Annotated in this window: 14 protein-coding genes; all 14 read left to right on the top strand. The window is 34.1% G+C overall.

The features are described from left to right. A partial coding sequence (locus tag E4T68_RS06250) for a type II toxin-antitoxin system antitoxin SocA domain-containing protein (RefSeq protein WP_135125201.1) occupies nt 1–320 on the top strand: 320 nt, incomplete at its 5' end. Between the two features lie 68 nt (nt 321–388). Then, nucleotides 389–1,732, top strand: a complete 1,344-nt coding sequence (locus E4T68_RS06245; RefSeq protein WP_228099261.1) for a glucosaminidase domain-containing protein — start codon at nt 389–391, stop codon at nt 1,730–1,732. A gap of 348 nt (nt 1,733–2,080) precedes the next feature. Continuing rightward, nucleotides 2,081–3,376 (top strand): glycoside hydrolase family 125 protein, encoded by a 1,296-nt coding sequence (locus E4T68_RS06240; protein ID WP_135125200.1) that lies wholly within the window; start codon nt 2,081–2,083, stop codon nt 3,374–3,376. A 2-nt stretch (nt 3,377–3,378) separates the two neighbouring features. Continuing rightward, entirely contained in the window at nt 3,379–6,009 is a 2,631-nt protein-coding gene (locus E4T68_RS06235) for an alpha-mannosidase (protein WP_135125198.1), read from the top strand. 11 nt (nt 6,010–6,020) lie between these two features. Continuing rightward, on the top strand, nt 6,021–6,887 hold the full coding sequence (locus E4T68_RS06230) for an ROK family protein (RefSeq protein WP_135125196.1): 867 nt from the start codon (nt 6,021–6,023) through the stop codon (nt 6,885–6,887). 145 nt (nt 6,888–7,032) lie between these two features. Beyond that, nucleotides 7,033–8,913: a beta-N-acetylhexosaminidase gene (locus E4T68_RS06225; RefSeq protein ID WP_135125194.1), complete on the top strand. Its 1,881-nt coding sequence runs from the start codon at nt 7,033–7,035 to the stop codon at nt 8,911–8,913. A 619-nt stretch (nt 8,914–9,532) separates the two neighbouring features. Beyond that, a complete protein-coding gene (locus E4T68_RS06220) occupies nt 9,533–10,897 on the top strand; it encodes a TrkH family potassium uptake protein (protein ID WP_135125192.1) in 1,365 nt (454 codons plus the stop codon). A gap of 8 nt (nt 10,898–10,905) precedes the next feature. Continuing rightward, nucleotides 10,906–11,559, top strand: a complete 654-nt coding sequence (locus E4T68_RS06215) for a TrkA family potassium uptake protein (RefSeq protein WP_135125189.1) — start codon at nt 10,906–10,908, stop codon at nt 11,557–11,559. A gap of 78 nt (nt 11,560–11,637) precedes the next feature. Further along, entirely contained in the window at nt 11,638–14,097 is a 2,460-nt protein-coding gene (locus E4T68_RS06210) for an ATP-dependent RecD-like DNA helicase (protein ID WP_135125187.1), read from the top strand. Nucleotides 14,098–14,129: 32 nt separating this feature from the next. After that, on the top strand, nt 14,130–15,575 hold the full coding sequence (cls, locus tag E4T68_RS06205) for a cardiolipin synthase (RefSeq protein ID WP_135125184.1): 1,446 nt from the start codon (nt 14,130–14,132) through the stop codon (nt 15,573–15,575). An 8-nt stretch (nt 15,576–15,583) separates the two neighbouring features. Next, nucleotides 15,584–15,979 carry an RNase H family protein gene (locus E4T68_RS06200; protein WP_135125182.1) on the top strand — a complete coding sequence of 132 codons (396 nt, stop codon included), beginning with the start codon at nt 15,584–15,586 and terminating at the stop codon, nt 15,977–15,979. Between the two features lie 29 nt (nt 15,980–16,008). After that, nucleotides 16,009–16,767, top strand: coding sequence for a DNA repair protein RecO (gene recO / locus E4T68_RS06195; protein WP_135125179.1), 759 nt, complete (start codon nt 16,009–16,011; stop codon nt 16,765–16,767). Nucleotides 16,768–16,809: 42 nt separating this feature from the next. Continuing rightward, a complete protein-coding gene (gene acpS, locus E4T68_RS06190; RefSeq protein WP_135125176.1) occupies nt 16,810–17,181 on the top strand; it encodes a holo-ACP synthase in 372 nt (123 codons plus the stop codon). After that, nucleotides 17,162–18,262: an alanine racemase gene (alr, locus tag E4T68_RS06185; protein WP_135125174.1), complete on the top strand. Its 1,101-nt coding sequence runs from the start codon at nt 17,162–17,164 to the stop codon at nt 18,260–18,262. The genes acpS and alr overlap by 20 nt, the downstream gene beginning before the upstream one ends. Nucleotides 18,263–18,753 lie beyond the last annotated feature (491 nt).

The raw sequence follows: 18,753 nt of genomic DNA, 5'->3' as shown, positions 1-18,753 counted from the left end.
GTCCTGTTGTTGAAGAAATGTATCGTCAATTTAAAGAATTCGGTTCAAGTTCAATAAAAATGGAAGATGATGAGACGTATGTTTTGGAGGACATTGCATTGCCACAGGCTATTGGAAGAATGATGTTGGTCCAATACAGTGAAGATGTAATTCACACTCTATTTTATGTTGTTAAACAGTACGGAAATTTAACGGGTAAAGAGTTGATTGAATATACGCATTCTAAAAATGGACCTTGGGATACAGTTTATCGTGAGGGGTTAAATTGTGAAATTACGGATGCCGTGATTATATCGCAGGCTAAATATGAAAGGTATTAAATTATACTAATGAATTAAAGATTAGCATAAACTTGCTAGTCTTTTTTCATATTCAAAAAGGAGGCTATATGGATAACACATTTATTTCAAAAATGGCAACATTATACCAAAATGTGCCGTCTGTTTTATTGCCGTCCATACGCATTGCTCAAGCTATTTTAGAGAGCAGTTGGGGGCAGTCTGAACTAGCTAGAGAAGCTAATAATTTTGCTGGTATTAAAGCCAGCAAAGAGTGGACTGGTAGTACACACGTTAAATACTCAAATGAAGAGTATAATGGTGTGGTCACGTCTGAACGTTCAGCATTTAGAAAGTATGCTAGCATTGAGGAATTTGTTAAAGACCATAGCCATTTTATCACGTCTACAGAATGGCGAAAAAACCACTATTCTAGCGTGATACATGCCAAAGGGTATAAAGAGCAAGCACAAGCATTAACGGGCTTGTATGCTACAGATAGTGGCTATGGGAGTAAGTTAATAGAACTTATAGAAAAATACAATTTAACACAATACGATAAAGAAAAGGAAAGTGAGAGCATGGCAAAACATTTAGTCATTTGTGGACATGGAAAAAATCCTAATGGGAGTTATGACCCCGGAGCGATTGGGTCAAATGGAACAGAAGCAGAATGGGTAAGACGTTTGGCAACGGCAATGTCACACTATAACCATACGGATATTGAATACATTACAGAACAGAACGTATATGAACATCGGAATATCAATACCTATAGTGGATACGAAAGCATTACAGAATTGCACTTAAACGCATTTAATGGGCAAGCCAAAGGGTGTGAGGTACTCATTTGGCATGAATATAATGCTGATGATTTAGACAATGCATTATTGGCTATCTTAGCTAAATATTTTGTCAATCGTGGCATTAAGAAAAGAGATAACTTATATAATATGAGTGTATCAGCAACATGTGGGTACAATTATCGGTTAGTGGAATGTTGTTTTGTGGACAATTCGGAAGATATGGCGATATTTTCAAAATATTTAGATGATATTGCTAGACAATTTGTAGAAGCCATTACAGGAAAAGTAGTGCAACAACCCACTCCACAAGAGGAACATCAGAACACACGCTCAAGCGTTGACTTTCCACAAAGTTTTAGAGCCTTAACAGAGGGGCAAGACGTAAAAGTATCCAAGCATGCCACACACTACCAAAATGGAAAACCAATCAATCCATTAGTCCTTGGAAACACATATACTATTACAGGGAAAATGGACGTGCAACAATCCCACTCTAAACGTGCGTACCGTTTAGCAACAAACAACGTGGCAATTGGTTGGGTGTTGGAACAGGATATTGTCGAAGCGTGGGAAACTTTGGGACAAGCACCAAAAGAAAGTACACAATTCACATTAGGTGAAAAAACGTATAAAATTGAAGAACTATAAAGAACCCCTAGCCTTTGGCTAGGGATTTTTTGCAATAAAAAAACTTTCAAAAAATTTGAGGTAATCTCTCGCTTGCATGTTATTTTTTATGAGCTTTTTTGTACACCTTTTAAGTATATTTTACGCTAGATACTGATATATCATTTTATAAAAAGTGTTGATACGTAAGCAATAGTGCCACATTTTTGCAGATACCTATACTTACAAGAGAAAGTGACTTAATTTGTGTATATGAATTATTGAAGAAGTTTTTTAAACTATAGGTAAATACAAATTTTATATTTGGTGAACTATCGCCCATTATGTAGAGATATTTATGATGTGGTGTATTAGAAAAGGAGAACTTTCATGATTTATACAAAAGAAACAACTCAGATTTGGTTAGATCGTATTTTTGAAAAAATAGAAGATAATCCTGCATGGAGAAAAGTTTTTGAAACTTGCTTTACAGATACATTAGATAAAACGATTAAAATTTTAGATGATGGTACTAGCTTTGTACTAACTGGTGATATTCCAGCCATGTGGTTGAGAGATTCTACAGCACAAATTAAACCATATCTTTTCTTAGCTAAAGAGGACGAACAGTTAAGACAAACTATTAAGGGATTAATCGCACGTCAGTTTGCGTTCGTTTTACATGACCCTTATGCAAATGCATTTAATGAAGCCGATAATTTTAAAGGACATCACGCCAGTGACCATACGGAATTGACAGGGTGGATTTGGGAGAGAAAATACGAAATCGATTCATTGTGCTATCCCGTCCAATTAGCGTATTTATATTGGAAAGTTACAGGAGATGATAGCCATTTTACAGCGGATTTCTTTAAAGCAATTGATGTGATTGTAAAGACGTGGCAAACTGAACAGCATCACGAAGATAATTCAACGTATACATTCCAAAGAGATACAGATAGAAAAGAAGATACATTATCAAGAAAAGGAAGAGGACCTATTTGTGCATACACAGGTATGACATGGTCTGGTTTTAGACCGAGCGATGATGCGTGTATATATTCTTATTTAATTCCGTCAAATATGTTTGCTGTAGTTGTTTTAGATTATATTCAAACGATTTTAGATGAATATCCACAAGATGATGAGTATCCTCAGTTAAAACAGACTGCTTTGCAATTGCGTCATGACATTCATCAAGGAATACAAACGTATGGATTGACTAAAAATAAAGACGGCGAGACAATTTTTGCTTTTGAAGTGGACGGATTAGGCAATCAACTTATTATGGACGATCCAAATGTACCAAGTTTGTTAGCTGCACCGTATTTAGGATACTGTACGATTGATGATCCAATTTACCAAGCGACACGTCGAACAATATTAAGCGAAGAAAATCCATATTATTACACAGGAAAATATGCTGAAGGATTAGGAAGTAGCCATACATTTTACCGTTATATTTGGCCAATTGCCTTAGCAATTCAAGGATTGACAACACATGACAAAGCAGAGAAAAAACGTTTATTAGATTTAATGGTTGCCTGCGATGGAGGAACAGGTGTTATGCATGAAAGTTTCCATGTAGATGATCCAACAAAATATTCTCGTGAATGGTTCTCTTGGGCAAATATGATGTTTTGTGAATTAGTTTTAGACTATTATGATTTAAGAGTGGAGGTATAAACATGACAAAAGAAACTGTACATATTATTTCACACAGCCATTGGGATCGTGAATGGTATTTACCATGGGAAGAACACCGTATGCGTTTAGTGGAACTTTTTGATGATTTATTTGAGTTATTTGAAAAAGATCCTGAGTTTAAAAGTTTCCATTTAGATGGACAAACAATCGTATTGGACGACTATTTAGAAATTCGACCGCAAAATCGTGAAAAATTATATCGCTATATTCAAGAAGGAAAATTAAAAATAGGTCCATTCTTTATTTTACAAGATGACTTTTTGATTAGTAGTGAAGCAAATATGCGAAATACATTGCTTGGGCATATTGAAAGTAAAAAATGGGGGACACCACCAAAAATTGGATATTATCCAGATACGTTTGGAAATGTTGGACAAGTGCCACAATTATTAAAACAAGCTGGAATTGATGTAGCTTTTTTTGGACGTGGAGTTAAACCTGTAGGGTTTGATAACCAAGTATTAGAAGATGAAAAATTCCAATCCCAATTTTCAGAAATGAATTGGATTGGAGCAGACGGTAGTCAAGTGTTAGGAATTTTATTTGCAAATTGGTACAGTAATGGAAATGAAATTCCAAGTAATGAAGAGGACGCTAAAGTATTTTGGGAGAAAAAGTTAGCCGATGTTCGAGCGTATGCGTCTACTAAGCATTATTTATTAATGAACGGTTGTGATCATCAACCTGTTCAAAAAGATTTATCTAAAGCAATTCAAGTGGCTAAAAAATTATATCCAGACATCGATTTTGTTCATAGCAATTTTGATGAGTATGTTAAAGCAGTAAAAGAAGAATTACCAGAAGATTTAAGTGCCGTATACGGAGAATTAACTAGTCAAGAAACTGACGGATGGTATACACTGACTAATACAGCATCTTCACGTATTTATTTAAAACAAGCCAATGATAGAGCTAGTAAATTACTAGAACAAGTCGTTGAACCAATGGCAGTTATGACACGAGATGATTATCCAATAGATGAATTACGTTATGCATGGAAACTATTATTGGAAAATGCGCCTCATGATAGTATTTGTGGGTGTAGTGTAGATGAGGTCCATCGTGAAATGGAAACACGTTTTGAAAAAGTGGAGCAAGTTGCAAACTTTTTAGCGCATCGTAGTTTCGACCGTTTTGAAAAACAATTGAATACACAACAGTTAGGTGAACATTTAATTACTGTTATGAATACAACACCTTTCTATAAAACGCAATTAGTTGAGGCAAATGTTATTTTAGATAAAGTTGATTTTAGAGATGGAAAATTAGCACAACATTATAAGGAAATGGAAGCATTACCTATACCTCATTTGGCACTTTATTGTAATGGGGAAAAAGTTGAGTCGAAAATTGAAGATTTAGGCGTACAATTCCATTATGAGTTGCCAAAAGATGCTTTCCGTAGTGCTACATTTTCACGTCAAGTCAAAGTTCGTTTTGTTGTATCTGATATGGCACCATTTTCTTGGCAAACGTATGATATTAGACCTATTGAGTGTGAACCAGTTAATTCACAACAGAAAGATGTTTTAGAAAATCCGTATGTACGTATAGAATTAGCAACAGACGGTACATTATCTTTGACCAATAAACAGACACAAGAAGTTCAAAAAGATTTCTTACGTTTTGAAGATACTGGAGATATTGGAAATGAATACATTTACATGGCACCAAAAGGAGAAGAACCTATTTTTGCTAAGGCAACGGACTTGACACTTACTTATCAGAGTAAAGATGTGACATTAGCAACATTAACACATCATCTTCATATTCCAGTCAGTGCTGAGGATTTATTAGAGCAAGAACAAAAACAAATTATTGAATTTAAAGATAGACAAGCAAAACGCAGTAAAGAATATGACACAATAGAGTTGAAAACATTTATAACTCTATATCAAAATAGTCCGCAAGTGCAATTCAAGACAGTATTTTCTAATACGGCTAAAGATCATCGTATTCGAGTGATATTTAAAACACCGATTACTTCAGAAACAAATGTATCGGATAGTATTTATGAAACAGTTGAGAGAAACAACCACGTTGCAAAATCTTGGCAAAACCCAACAAATCCACAAAGACATCGTTCGTTTGTGTCCTTACGTCAAGACGACTTAGCGTTAACTGTATCAAGCCGTGGATTGCATGAATACGAAATTTTGAATAACCAAGAGATTGCTTTAACAATTTTACGTAGTACAGGAGAGTTAGGAGATTGGGGATATTTCCCAACACCAGAAGCACAATGCTTACGAGAATGTGTTGCTGAGTATGCAATGGAATGGCACAATAGAAGTGATGATTATCATGCAATTAAACGTGCAAAAGCATTCCAAACAGATTTGTTTGCTAAACAAGCGTATCAACATGACGGTTCTATAGAGGCTAATGGCGTTTACACAAACCATGCATCTTTAGATATTCCAGAATTATGTGGAACATCTTTAAAACGTGCAGAAGAAAGTGAACACATTTTATTACGTTATTATAATCTATCTAATGAAGAAATTGGATTGCACTCAGAAAGTAGAGAATCTGTTAACTTGTTAGAAGAACCGATTGGTAAACTTGGATCAGAGATCGCACCACAAGAGATTAGAACAGATATTTTATAGGAGGTAGGGGTATGACTGTTGCGTGTTTTGATATTGGTGGAACGAGTGTAAAGTTTGGACTAATTGGAACAAATAAACAGGTGGAAACTAGAGAGGATATTGCTACTCCTAAATCCAGAAAAGACTTATTAGAATGGATGAATAATAAAATAACAAGTTATCATATTCGTGCTATTTCAATTAGTGTTCCAGGTGCAGTCGATCGAGTAAGTGGAGAAATTCAAGGATTGAGTGCCATTCCATACATTCACGGAGTATCTTGGTATGCATTATTAGAACATCACAACGTGCCAGTTTATTTAGAAAATGACGCAAATTGTGTTGGGTTAAGTGAGCTAGCCGTTGATGAAGTCACTGAAAATTGTGCGTGTGTGGTATGTGGAACAGGAATAGGTGGAGCGCTAATTATTAATCGTCAATTAGTCAGAGGGAAAAAATCTTATGGTGGAGAATTTGGTTATATGATGATTAACGGAGTATCTACACCGATAAAAAATTGGTCACAATTAGCATCAACGGGAAGTCTGGTGCGAGCAGTTAAAGCACAGGCTAAAGATACGAATGAGGAATGGAATGGAAAGAAAATTTTCGAGTGTGCTCAAAATGGAGATAAGCTTTGTCAAGATGCTATTTGTACAATGGTTCATCATTTTGCTGTAGGCTTATTGAATATTTATTATTGTTTTGATCCGGAAATTATTTATATTGGTGGGTCAATTAGTCAAAATCCAGACTTTATTTCACGTGTTAAACAAGAATTACAACGTCTATCAACACTTTATCATGATGATTTTCCAGAGATTCCATTGATTAAAGCATGTACACATACTAAAGATGCTAATTTAGTTGGTGCATATATGAATACTTTACAACACTAAGAGGGAACGGTGTAACGTGTGAGGCTTTATAATAAATAGGAATTACCGTAGGCACATGTAATATTAATAAAAGGAAGTTATCGTTTGCTATGAAAAGAATAGGGAGATTCTTTTAGAATTTGGAATAGACATAGAGGTGACGACGATGGTAATAAATGGAATAACAGATGAGTTGAATAAACGTGTCAAGAGCTGTGTAGAGTATCTAAGGTTAACAGATTGTCAGCTACAGTTTGAAAAAAGTTGTGATTTAGGATTTCGCATTGTAGGCGATAATGGCATATACACGATTTTTTATGAAAAAGAGTATATGATTTTCAGAGCATTAACACATTTGAAGACACAATTAAAAAAAGGTCAAAAAAAATTAAATATTAAGCAAGAGCCTGCCTATCAAGAGTTAGGATATATGCTTGATGCTTCGAGAAATGCTGTGATTACACCAAGAGCATCTAAACGTTTAATTCAATTATTAGCGTTAATGGGATACTCTAATTTTCAATTGTATATGGAAGATACCTATGAATTACGTGACGAGGCATATTTTGGATATTTTAGAGGACGATATACGATTGATGAGTTAAAAGATATTGAAATTGAAACAGAAAGTTACGGTATGTCATTTATTCCATGTATTCAAACATTAGCTCATTTGAGTGCTTATGTAAAATGGAGTATTCATGACATACAAATAAAACGTGATGTTGACGATATTCTATTGATTGGTAATCAAGAAGTCTATACACTCATTGATAAAATGTTTGAAACATTGTCGCATTTAAAAACACGTTGTGTCAATATTGGAATGGACGAGGCTCACTTAGTCGGTCTAGGACGATATTTGAATGAACATGGGTATCAAAATCGTAGTTTACTCATGTGTCAGCATTTAGAACGAGTATTGGATATTGCCGATAAATATGGGTTTAAATGTAGCATGTGGAGTGACATGTTCTTCCAATTATTGACTGCTTCTAAAAACTATGATGGCGATTTAACTATAGATGAGGACACAAGAGTTTATTTAGATAAATTAAAAACACGAGTGGAGTTAATTTATTGGGATTACTATCAAACGACAGAAGAAAATTATGCCCAAAAATTTGAAAAACACAGACAGATTACTTCAGAAAATATTGCTTTTGCAGGTGGTGTATGGAAATGGATTGGCTACACACCAGATAATGAATTTAGTTTAAAAATTGCTCCGTGCGCTCATCAAGCATGTCTACGTTATCAAGTAAAACATGTGAGTGTTACAGGTTGGGGAGATAATGGTGGAGAGTGTTCAGCCTTTTCTGTCTTACCCAGTTTACAAGCATGGGCGGAGTATCAATATACTAATGGCTTAGAGAACTTTGCACAACATTTTGAAACCATTCATGGTTTGGCTGTAGAGCGGTTTTTAACACTAGACTTAGCGAATTTAACACCAAGTAATCCACGAGAAACAAGTGGTATTAATCCCGGACGTTATATTTTGTATCAAGATGTTTTGTGCCCACTCTTAGATAAGCATATCGATCATGAAAAGGATGCTAAGCATTTTGAAGAGTCAGCAAAAACTCTTTCTACGATTGCTCAGCAAGGAACTGAATGGAGTTACTTATTTGATACACAAGCCAAACTTTGTCAAATTTTAGCCATTAAAGCGAGGGTTTCTCACGATATTCGTGCTTCATATCATGCTAAAGACATACAAGCATTAAGAGAACATATTGAACAATTGCGTTATTTACATCAGCTATTGAGAGAGTTTCGTTCCATTTACTCATATCAATGGTTGCATGAAAATAAAGTGTTTGGGTTGGATACGATTGATATTCGTTTAGGTGGTTTACAAGCAAGAATTGAACGAGCAATAGAACGTATTGAATTGTATATTGCTGGAAAATTGATTCAGATTGATGAATTAGAGGTAGCTATTTTGCCGTATAATGATTTTTATAAAGATAGAGGATATGTAGCCACTACAGCAAATCAATGGCATTTGATTGCCACAGCTTCAACGATTTATACGACATGATGTTGGTGAAGATTTGAAAAGGGAATACGCAAATATATGAATTTAAAGAAGTTAGGTGTAAGGGTACCTAGCTTCTTTTAGCTATACAAAGATAACTCGTTTTGAAGTGAGAGTGTGAAGTTGACTTTCTCTAAAGACATAACCAATCAATATAAGTTAACATCTAATACGCATAAAAAAATAACAGGTTTACATCAAATTGATGTTGATACATGTACTTTAGTGATAAAAAACAATCGTGTTGGTGAGCTGTTTTTCTTAGTTAATTGTGTTAGTGAACGTTTTTGTTTACCAATAGGGTTTGTTATACACTAAAAATAGTTTGAAACGTATCATTTCGCTACTCAATACCGTTAGATGCTTTGTGAATCTTTATAAGGCAATGATTAAGCAAACAGACAAGATTGAGTTTATTTATGGACAATAGATGTGAATAAATATAGACATGTGGAACAGTTAAGAATGTGTGAGTAATATTGTAAAATTTAGAAGAAAAATGTCTAATAGATAATTATTCTATTTATGATTGCCGTGTTTATTAAAGATAAAACTATCAATTTATGTAGAAATATATTAAAATAAGGAAAGTTATAATAGAGAATGTAGATTGGAGGAAACTATGGCGTTCATCAAGCGACTATCTAATACGCAAAAAATTGTGTTCGGATTTGGAATGGTTATTCTTTTAGGAGCGTGCATACTCTCTTTGCCAATTTCTCAAACTGGACGAGAGCAGACACCATTTTTTCATCATTTATTTACCGCAACGTCTATGGTTAGTGTGACGGGGCTTAGTGTATTGTCAGTTGGAGATGTGTATAACACGTTTGGACAGATTATTTGTATGTGTTTAATGCAAATTGGTGGGCTAGGTTGGATTACAGTAATGACGTTTTTTGTATTTAGTTTAGGTGAAAAACTCTCCTTAAAGAACCACTATTTATTGCAAGATTCACTCAATCTTAATTCAGCTAAAAATATTAAACATTATTTAGTAAAAGTGTACCAAGTGACATTTATTGTGGAAAGTTTTGCCTCATTGCTATTGATGATTGATTTTATTCCACGTTATGGAGTGTTTAAAGGCATTTTTAACGCACTATTTACGGCTGTTTCTGCATTTTGTAATGCCGGTTTTGATAATTTAGGTGGAAATAGTTTGCAAATGTTTATCAGTAACCCTTTGGTTAATGGAGTTGTGGCGGCATTAATTATTAGCGGTGGCTTAGGATTTTTAGTTTGGTATGAACTGTATCAAAAAGTTAGGGAAATGTTTATCCATAGACAGTACAAACCAACTATTTGGAAATCACTAAGTGTACATGCTAAAATTGTATTGGTTATGACAGTCAGTTTAATCGTTTTAGGAACAGTATTTACATTTTTATCAGAATTGCATAATTCGCAAACCTTTGCCAAAATGGATACAGGAACACAAGTATTGGCAAGTTTTTTTCAAAGTGTGACAATGAGAACGGCGGGGTTTGCCACATTAGATTATGCTAAGACTTTACCATTAACGAATTTTATTTTTGTTTTACTCATGTTAATAGGTGGTGCTCCGGGTGGAACAGCAGGAGGGTTAAAAGTTACAACGATTGCATTAATTATCTTTTTAGTTAGAACAACTTTAAAAGGAAAAAATGATGTTGTGTTTGCTTACCGTACGATTTCTTCTAAGGCAATTAAGCAAGCATTAACAATGATTGTCTTTTTCTTTAGTGCTTTATTATTAGGTTATGCTGGATTATTAATGAGTAATCCTCATTTAAATCCAATTGATTTATGGTTTGAGGCAGTTAGTGCTATTGCAACAGTTGGTGTAACCACTGGTATTACAACTGATTTAAGTGTTTTAGGTAAAATTGTCATTATGTTGTTAATGTTTATTGGTCGTGTAGGAGCATTGACAGTATTATTAAGTTTTGTCAGTAAAAAAGAAAAAGATGTGCGTTATGCACAAGCAGATATTTTAATTGGATGAGGTAAACCATGAAATTGAATATAAATAATGTAGCTGTACTTGGATTAGGTATTTTTGGAGAAACTGTAGCTAGGCAACTTGCTGAGCAAGGGTGTGATGTGATTGTAGTTGATCAAAATGAAAAATGTGTGGATGCTATTGTAGATGATGTTGTTAAGGCAGTTGTTGGTGATTTCACAGATGTTGACCTATTGGAGAGTATTGGTGTAGGAGAGTGCGATGCAGTGATTGTTGCTACGGGAACTAAATTAGAAAGTGCAGTTCTAGCAGTCATGAGTGTGAAGAAATTGAATGTTCCTTATATCATTGCTAAGGCACAAAGTGAAATAGTCGAAACAGTATTATATACTTTAGGAGTAGACATGGTCATTACTCCTGAAAAAGATGCAGGAAAACAGTTAGTTAAGTTATTGAAACCTAAAAAAATTGAGGAAATGTTACGATTAGACGAACAAACGTCAATTATTGAATTTAACGTTCCAGAAAAATGGGTGGGCAAAACTATCCGAGAATTAGATTTACGTCATAAACACGGACTAAATTTATTAGGGATTAAATATGATCGTTCTGATCATTTACAAGCAAACTTATCAATAGATGTTCCGTTAACAGAAGATTTAATTATTGTAGCGGTAAACTATTCTAATACATTCATTGTGTAATAAATAATGTATTGTGAAAAGAATGTATAAGATAAACTGATATAAGAAGTGGCATTACAAAAACTAGGAGGTGTATAGATGAGTCAAGAGTATATTAAAGGCGTTGTTGAAAGTATTTATTTCCAAAATGACACTAATTTCTATAAAGTATTATTGGTACGTATTACACAAACGGATACTAGTTATACTCAAGATGATATTGTTGTAACAGGAACATTTGGTCAAATACATACAGAAACAGAGTATCTCTTTCACGGGCAACTTGTTGAACATGCAAAGTATGGATTACAATTTCAAGTGACCAGCTATACACAATCAGCACTTTCATCAGAAAAAGGACTTATTCATTATTTATCTAGTGATAAGTTTCCAGGAATTGGGCAGGTTTTGGCTACACGCATTGTAGAATGTTTTGGTGCAGACACAATTAGCCAAATTGTTCAAAACTCTCCAAAATTGAAAGAGATTACTGGATTAACTGTACAAAAAAGAGAAATGCTTGTCCAACAAGTCAAAGCCATGCAAGGAGAAAATCATACGATTATTCAACTGTTTAAGTATGGGTTTAGTGATGTACTAGCGTATCGTATATTTCAATTTTATCAGGAGAAAACAATACAAATTATCGAAGAAAATCCGTATAGTTTAGTTGAACATATTGAGGGAATTGGTTTTGCTAAAGCTGATCAAATTGGAGAACAGTTAGGGTTTTCTGTGCAACATCGGAACAGATTACGTGGAGGCATTTATTTTACATTAAAAGAGCTTAGTTATGCTAAGGGAGATACGTATTATAGTGGTGCGGAATTATTAAAATATGCCATAGTAACATTAGAAAAATCGCGTAAAGAAATGGTTGATGAAGTTGAACTGACTCAAGAATTGCTTGATATGGCAAGAACTGGAATAATTATTGAGGATAATGGGCGATTCGCCTTACCAAGTTTATATTATGCAGAGGAAGGAATAGCGACTGCTATTAAATCTATTTTATCACAAGAACAGAAACAATATCCTAGTGTAGACTTAGATAAAGAAATTGAAGTCATTGAAAAACAGTTACAGATTGTTTATAGTCAAGCACAAAAAAATGCTATAAAAAAAGCTATTAGTTCACCTTTATCCATTTTAACAGGAGGACCGGGTACTGGGAAAACAACGGTTCTTAATGGCATAGTAGCGTTGTATGCCCGATTAAATGATATAACACTCTTAAAGCAAGATGTGTTTAGTGATCAACACTGTCCTATATTATTAGGAGCACCTACTGGTAGAGCTGCTAAACGTATGAAAGAATTGACAGGGTTAGCTGCAATGACGTTGCATCGTATGTTAGGGATTGGTTTAAATCCTCAAGATACTAATCATACACAAGATACGTATATCAATGAATTAGAGGGGAGTTTTTTGATTATTGATGAAATGTCTATGGTTGACACGTGGCTGATGAATTGGGTCTTGAAAGCTGTTCCTTACGGCATGCAAGTGCTATTAGTAGGAGATAAATATCAGCTTCCTTCAGTTGGTCCAGGACAAGTTCTTCATGATTTGCTCGAATCTGGTATGGTGCCGTATACAGAGTTGACTAAAATTTATCGACAAGACGAGCATTCTACCATTGTAACACTTGCTCATCATATTAAAGACGGTTATATGCCAAGTGATTTTACAACTAATTTTAGTGATCGGTCGTATTTTCAAGCAAGTGCAGCACAGGTGCCAAAAATTGTGCAAAAAATTGTTGAAAAAGCAAAGGAACGTGGCTATTCCTTACGAGATATTCAAGTATTGGCACCTTTGTATAAAGGCCAAGCAGGAATTAATCATCTAAATCAGATTATTCAAGACGTATTAAATCCACGTACGCAAGATAAACAACGACAAGTTGAACATTTTGATCGTATTTTCCGTGTTGGAGATAAAGTATTACAGTTGGTCAATCAACCAGAACAAAGTGTATTTAATGGAGATATTGGAGAAATCGAAGCTATTTTCTATGCACAAGAAACAGAGGATAAAGTTGATGAATTAATTGTGGTATTTGATGGCAATCAAATACGTTACAAACGTTCAGAATGGCATAATTTAACATTGGCATATTGCTGTTCAATTCATAAAGCACAAGGAAGTGAGTTTCCTTTAGTGATTTTACCGTTAGTTAAGCAATATGGTAGGATGTTGCGTAGAGATTTACTATACACAGCGCTTACACGTAGTAAAAAATCATTAATTTTATGTGGAGAAATTGAAGCATTTCAATATGCTATTGAGCATGAAGGAATAGCACGTTGTACGTTATTGAGTGAAAAATTAACAGGATTGTCAAAAACCTTAGTGCAAAATAATGAAGCATTTGATAAAATAGACAATACAGGTACACCTCAGCCTAAAGATAGACAAATATCACATCAAGTTGACTTTGAACAGACTGAACAAACAGATCGTATATTGAGTGAAGATACCATGTTTCATATTGATCCTATGATAGGTATGGATAATATCACACCTTATGATTTTATGCCTCAATCCGCCCATTAGATCAAAATGTAGAGAATAAGAAAGGAGCTAGTATGGAATCAATCATTTGGTTAATTGTATGTATACATATAACACTAGCCTTAGTTGTTGTTTTTAGAGATACAAGAGACGTATCATCAACATGGGCATGGCTAATTGTCTTGATTTTTTTACCGGTTGCCGGACTAATTATCTATTTATTTTTTGGAAAAAAAATCTCCAAAGATAATATTTTTGATTTAAAAAATCAAGAGCGCTTAGGGCTTAAAATATCATCAGATGAACAACAAGAATTATTAAAAAATGGTTCTTTAGGAAGTAAACATAATCGGAGTGAACACGAGATGATTTCGCTATTCTTGAATTCTGAAGATGCTTTGTATACTCAGTATAATACAGTAGATATTATTATTGATGGCACAAAAAAATTTAATGCTTTAATTCAAGATATTCAACAAGCTAAGCATCATATCCATTTGCAGTACTATATTTTTCATTCTGATGATTTGGGAAAACGTGTCGTGAGGGAGTTAGCAGAGAAAGCCAAACAAGGTGTAGAAGTTTTAGTCTTGTATGATGCTTGGGGAAATAATACATTGAAACCTAATTTTTTTAAAAAGTTAACTAAAGCTGGCGGCAAAGCCATGCCATTTTTTGGTTCGCCTATACCAATTATTAATTTACGCATGAATTATCGTAATCATCGTAAAATTGTGGTTATAGACGGAAAAATTGGGTATATTGGGGGATTCAATATTGGTGATGAATACATTGGTTTAGGAAAATTAGGATATTGGAGAGATACTCATTTACGTATTCAAGGAGAAGCTGTTCATTCATTACAAACACGTTTTTTTGTAGACTGGAATGCTACGGCAGCTGAAAAAGATCAACGTTCTTATCAAATGGCATATTTCCCAGAGGTAAAACACTTATCGTTGAATGGGGAGCATGTCGCTATGCAAATTGTGTCGAGTGGACCAGATGAAGACTGGGAACATATCAAATTAGGGTATGTAAAAATGATTTCTTTGGCAAAAGAATCAATTTATATTCAAACTCCCTATTTCATTCCAGATGAGAGTGTTATGGACGCTTTACGTATTGCCATTCGCTCAGGTATTCAAGTATATATTATGATTCCAGACAGACCAGATCACATGGTTGTGTATCGTGCAACTGAATATTATGCTAAAATATTACAATCTTTAGGTGCAAATGTGTATTTATATGAAAAAGGGTTTATTCATTCAAAAGTTGTTATTATTGATAGCCAAATTTCTAGTGTAGGGACGGCTAATTTTGATTATCGTAGCTTTAGATTAAATTTTGAAGTATCTGCATTTTTATATAATGAAACTATCGCTAAAGAATTGGAAAGCTATTTTTGGATAGATGTATCTCATAGTTTGAAAGCAGATGAAAACTATTTTAAACAACAATCAAAATGGCGGAAATGTAAGCAGGCAATTGCAAGATTATTCTCACCGATTTTATAGGAGCATGTATGATAAAATTATATGTTGATGCAGCCAGTAACGGAAAAGCTATTGGCATTGGATATGTACTGTATAAAGATAAAGAGCAATTCCCTGTTTCTAAAGGTAAAAAAAGCAGACTAAATAATCATCAAGCAGAATTTTATGCCGTTTGCGTTGCTTTAATGGATATTAAAGAGCAAAACTTACATGAGGAGACATTATGTTTATATTCTGATAGTAAAGTTGTTGTACAGGCTCTTAATCGAAAGAGTGCTAAAGGAGAATGGCAACATCCTTATTTAGAGCAGATTCTCCCTCTATTAGAACTTTATCGTTTGTATTTTGTTGAATGGTTTCATCAAAAAGATAATCAGTTACCCGATCAATTAGCTAAACGAGCATTAATACAGTATAAAGAGTAATATGAATCTTATTAAGGAGGGGTAAGAAGATGTTTGAGGACAGTTTTCATGGTATTATTTTATTTTCCCAACCTTATAAAGAAACAGATATGATTGTTAAAATATTTACGTTAGAATTTGGTAAACAAATGTTTTTTGTTAGACAAGTCAATAAAAATCAGTCACATCCGCTAAAGATGGCACTATTACCTTTTTCTCAAGTGGAGATGGTCGGTAAAATAAATCGTAATGGATTGTCCTTTTTAAAAGAACCTCGTCAAGTGGCATATATGAAACGAGCACAAGACGATTTGCTTGTTCAAGCATACGCTAGCTATATGGTTGGTTTAGCTGATGCTGTAGTAGATGATAAAATTGTGCATAAAGAAATCTACTATTTATTAAAAGAGGCTTTTGATGCCTTGAACCGTTACCTTGATGTAGAAATTGTGACGATGATGTTTGAATTACGTATTATTCGTTTTTTTGGTGTCACATTACAGCTTCAGCATTGTGTTATAACAGGACAAATGAAAGGACCATTTGATTTTTCTTTCAAGTATGGTGGTGTTTTACATCATACACAGTGGGATAAAGATAATTTTCGTTTGCACATTGATGCTAATGCCATGTTTATCATTCAAAAATTAGAACACATGCATTTTAAACAGATTGGAGATATTCAATTATCTGCGCCAGTTAAATTAGAAATGAGGCGTATGATTGATGCTATTTATGAAGAGTATGTAGGTATTCATTTAAAAAGTAAATCGTTTATTGATAATATGATAAATTGGTATTATGATTAAATAAGGCAAAATGATGTACAAATAAGATTATGGAGATACAAGATGATTGTAGGCATTGGATTAGATGTGATTGAATTAGATAGAATAGCACAAGCAAGAAAAAAATCAGAAAAGTTTGCCCAAAGAATTTTAACAGAGCGTGAATATCAGGTGTATCATGAATTAGGTGAACATAGACAAATTGAATTTTTGGCTGGTCGTTTTGCTGCTAAAGAAGCATTTTCAAAAGCCTTTGGCACAGGTATTGGTGCAGTATCCTTTCATGATATAGAAGTTTTACCTGGCACGAAGAACAGACCAATTATGACATGTTCAAAATTTTCAGGACATATATTTGTGTCGATAACACATACACAAACTGTTGCAGCAGCACAGGTTATTTTGGAGGAGCAGTATGAAAGAGGCGATAAATAGACCAGTTAAGGCAATTATCCATTTAGACCAATTGAGAGAAAATATACGACTTATTAGGCAACATTTAGATTCTAAACAGAAATTTTATGCAGTTGTTAAGGCAGACGGATATGGGCATGGTGCAATACCTATTGCACGAGTTGCCCAGCAATGTGGTGTAGATGGGCTTTGCGTTGCTGTATTGGATGAGGCACTTGAATTACGTCAGGCAGGTATTCATTTACCAATTTTAGTTTTAGGTATCACACATCCAAAATTTGCACAACTTATGGTTGATAATCACATTAGTGTAACAGTAAGTTCTCTTGACTTTTTAAAACAAGCAAAAACATATATGATTCAAGGCGTATTACCTATACATGTTGCTTTAGACACAGGTATGAATAGGATAGGGTTAAAAACGGGTGAGGAGATAACAGGATTGATGCACGAATTAGAGCAATCAGAATGTTATCAATTAGAAGGTGTATTTACGCATTTTGCAACAGCCGATGGTGAAGATGATAACCGAGTGCAGAAACAATATGAACAATTTCAGCATCTATTAAGTTATTTGACTATTCAACCAACATATACACATTTAGGAAATTCAGCCATGAGTATATGGAGAAACCATTATTTTTCTGATATTGTGCGTATTGGGATAGCTATGTACGGTTTGAACCCTTCAGACTTTACATTACCTATGCCTCTACCAATTAAACCCATACTATCTTTGGAAACAGAAATTATTCATGTGCATCAATTAAAAAGAGGCGAAGCTGTAAGTTATGGTGCAAAATACATCGCTAAAGAAGACGAGTGGATTGCAACATTACCACTAGGTTATGCAGACGGTTGGCGTCGAGATTTAGGTAAACAAAGTGTTTACATTGGTCATGAAAAATGTGATATTGTCGGTGTTGTGTGCATGGATCAGATGATGATAAAAATAAGTCAGCCATATCCAGTAGGTACAAAAGTAGAACTCATTGGACAACATCAATCGGCTTCTGATTTAGCAGTAAATATAGGAACGATTGGCTATGAAATACTATGCGGTATTTCCCAACGTGTTCATCGTGTATATGTGGATAAATAAAAAATATTACGGGTGTACAATAAATCGTGTTGGTGAACAAAAAAGTTCGCCAACACGATTATTTTTTTATAGAAAAAAGTGAAGCAAACCAGTAAACTATAGGTTGAGACAAAATAAGCTCTTCGCCAAATGATCTTGGTGAACGACTTCTCCTAGTGATATAACAGACAATCGTGTTTTTTAGTGATATAAAAATACTTGTATGAGTGAACGTTTTTGTTCTTCAACCGATTTGTTGAACAATTAGAATTTGGCTCTTCGTCAAATTATGTTGGTAAGTAAAAATTCCAGCAAATATTAAGTTGTTTTTTCTTAATAGGGCTAATTGTTTCTTTTCGAATCGGTATGCAGTTGTCAAGGTTTATAGCGTGAGCGTGCCTTGACAATAAGCATACTGATTTGATAGACTTTTCAGCCCATATTAAGATGGTTTAAATAATTTTTCTTGCACTAAAAATACTCGAGTTCGTAAATATGTAAAATATTTAAAC

Source organism: Granulicatella sp. WM01 (assembly GCF_004570605.1).
Taxonomy (GTDB): Bacteria; Bacillota; Bacilli; order Lactobacillales; family Aerococcaceae; genus WM01.
The sequence above is the reverse complement of the archived record's forward strand: the minus strand, read 5'-3'. Positions and strand labels throughout refer to the sequence as shown.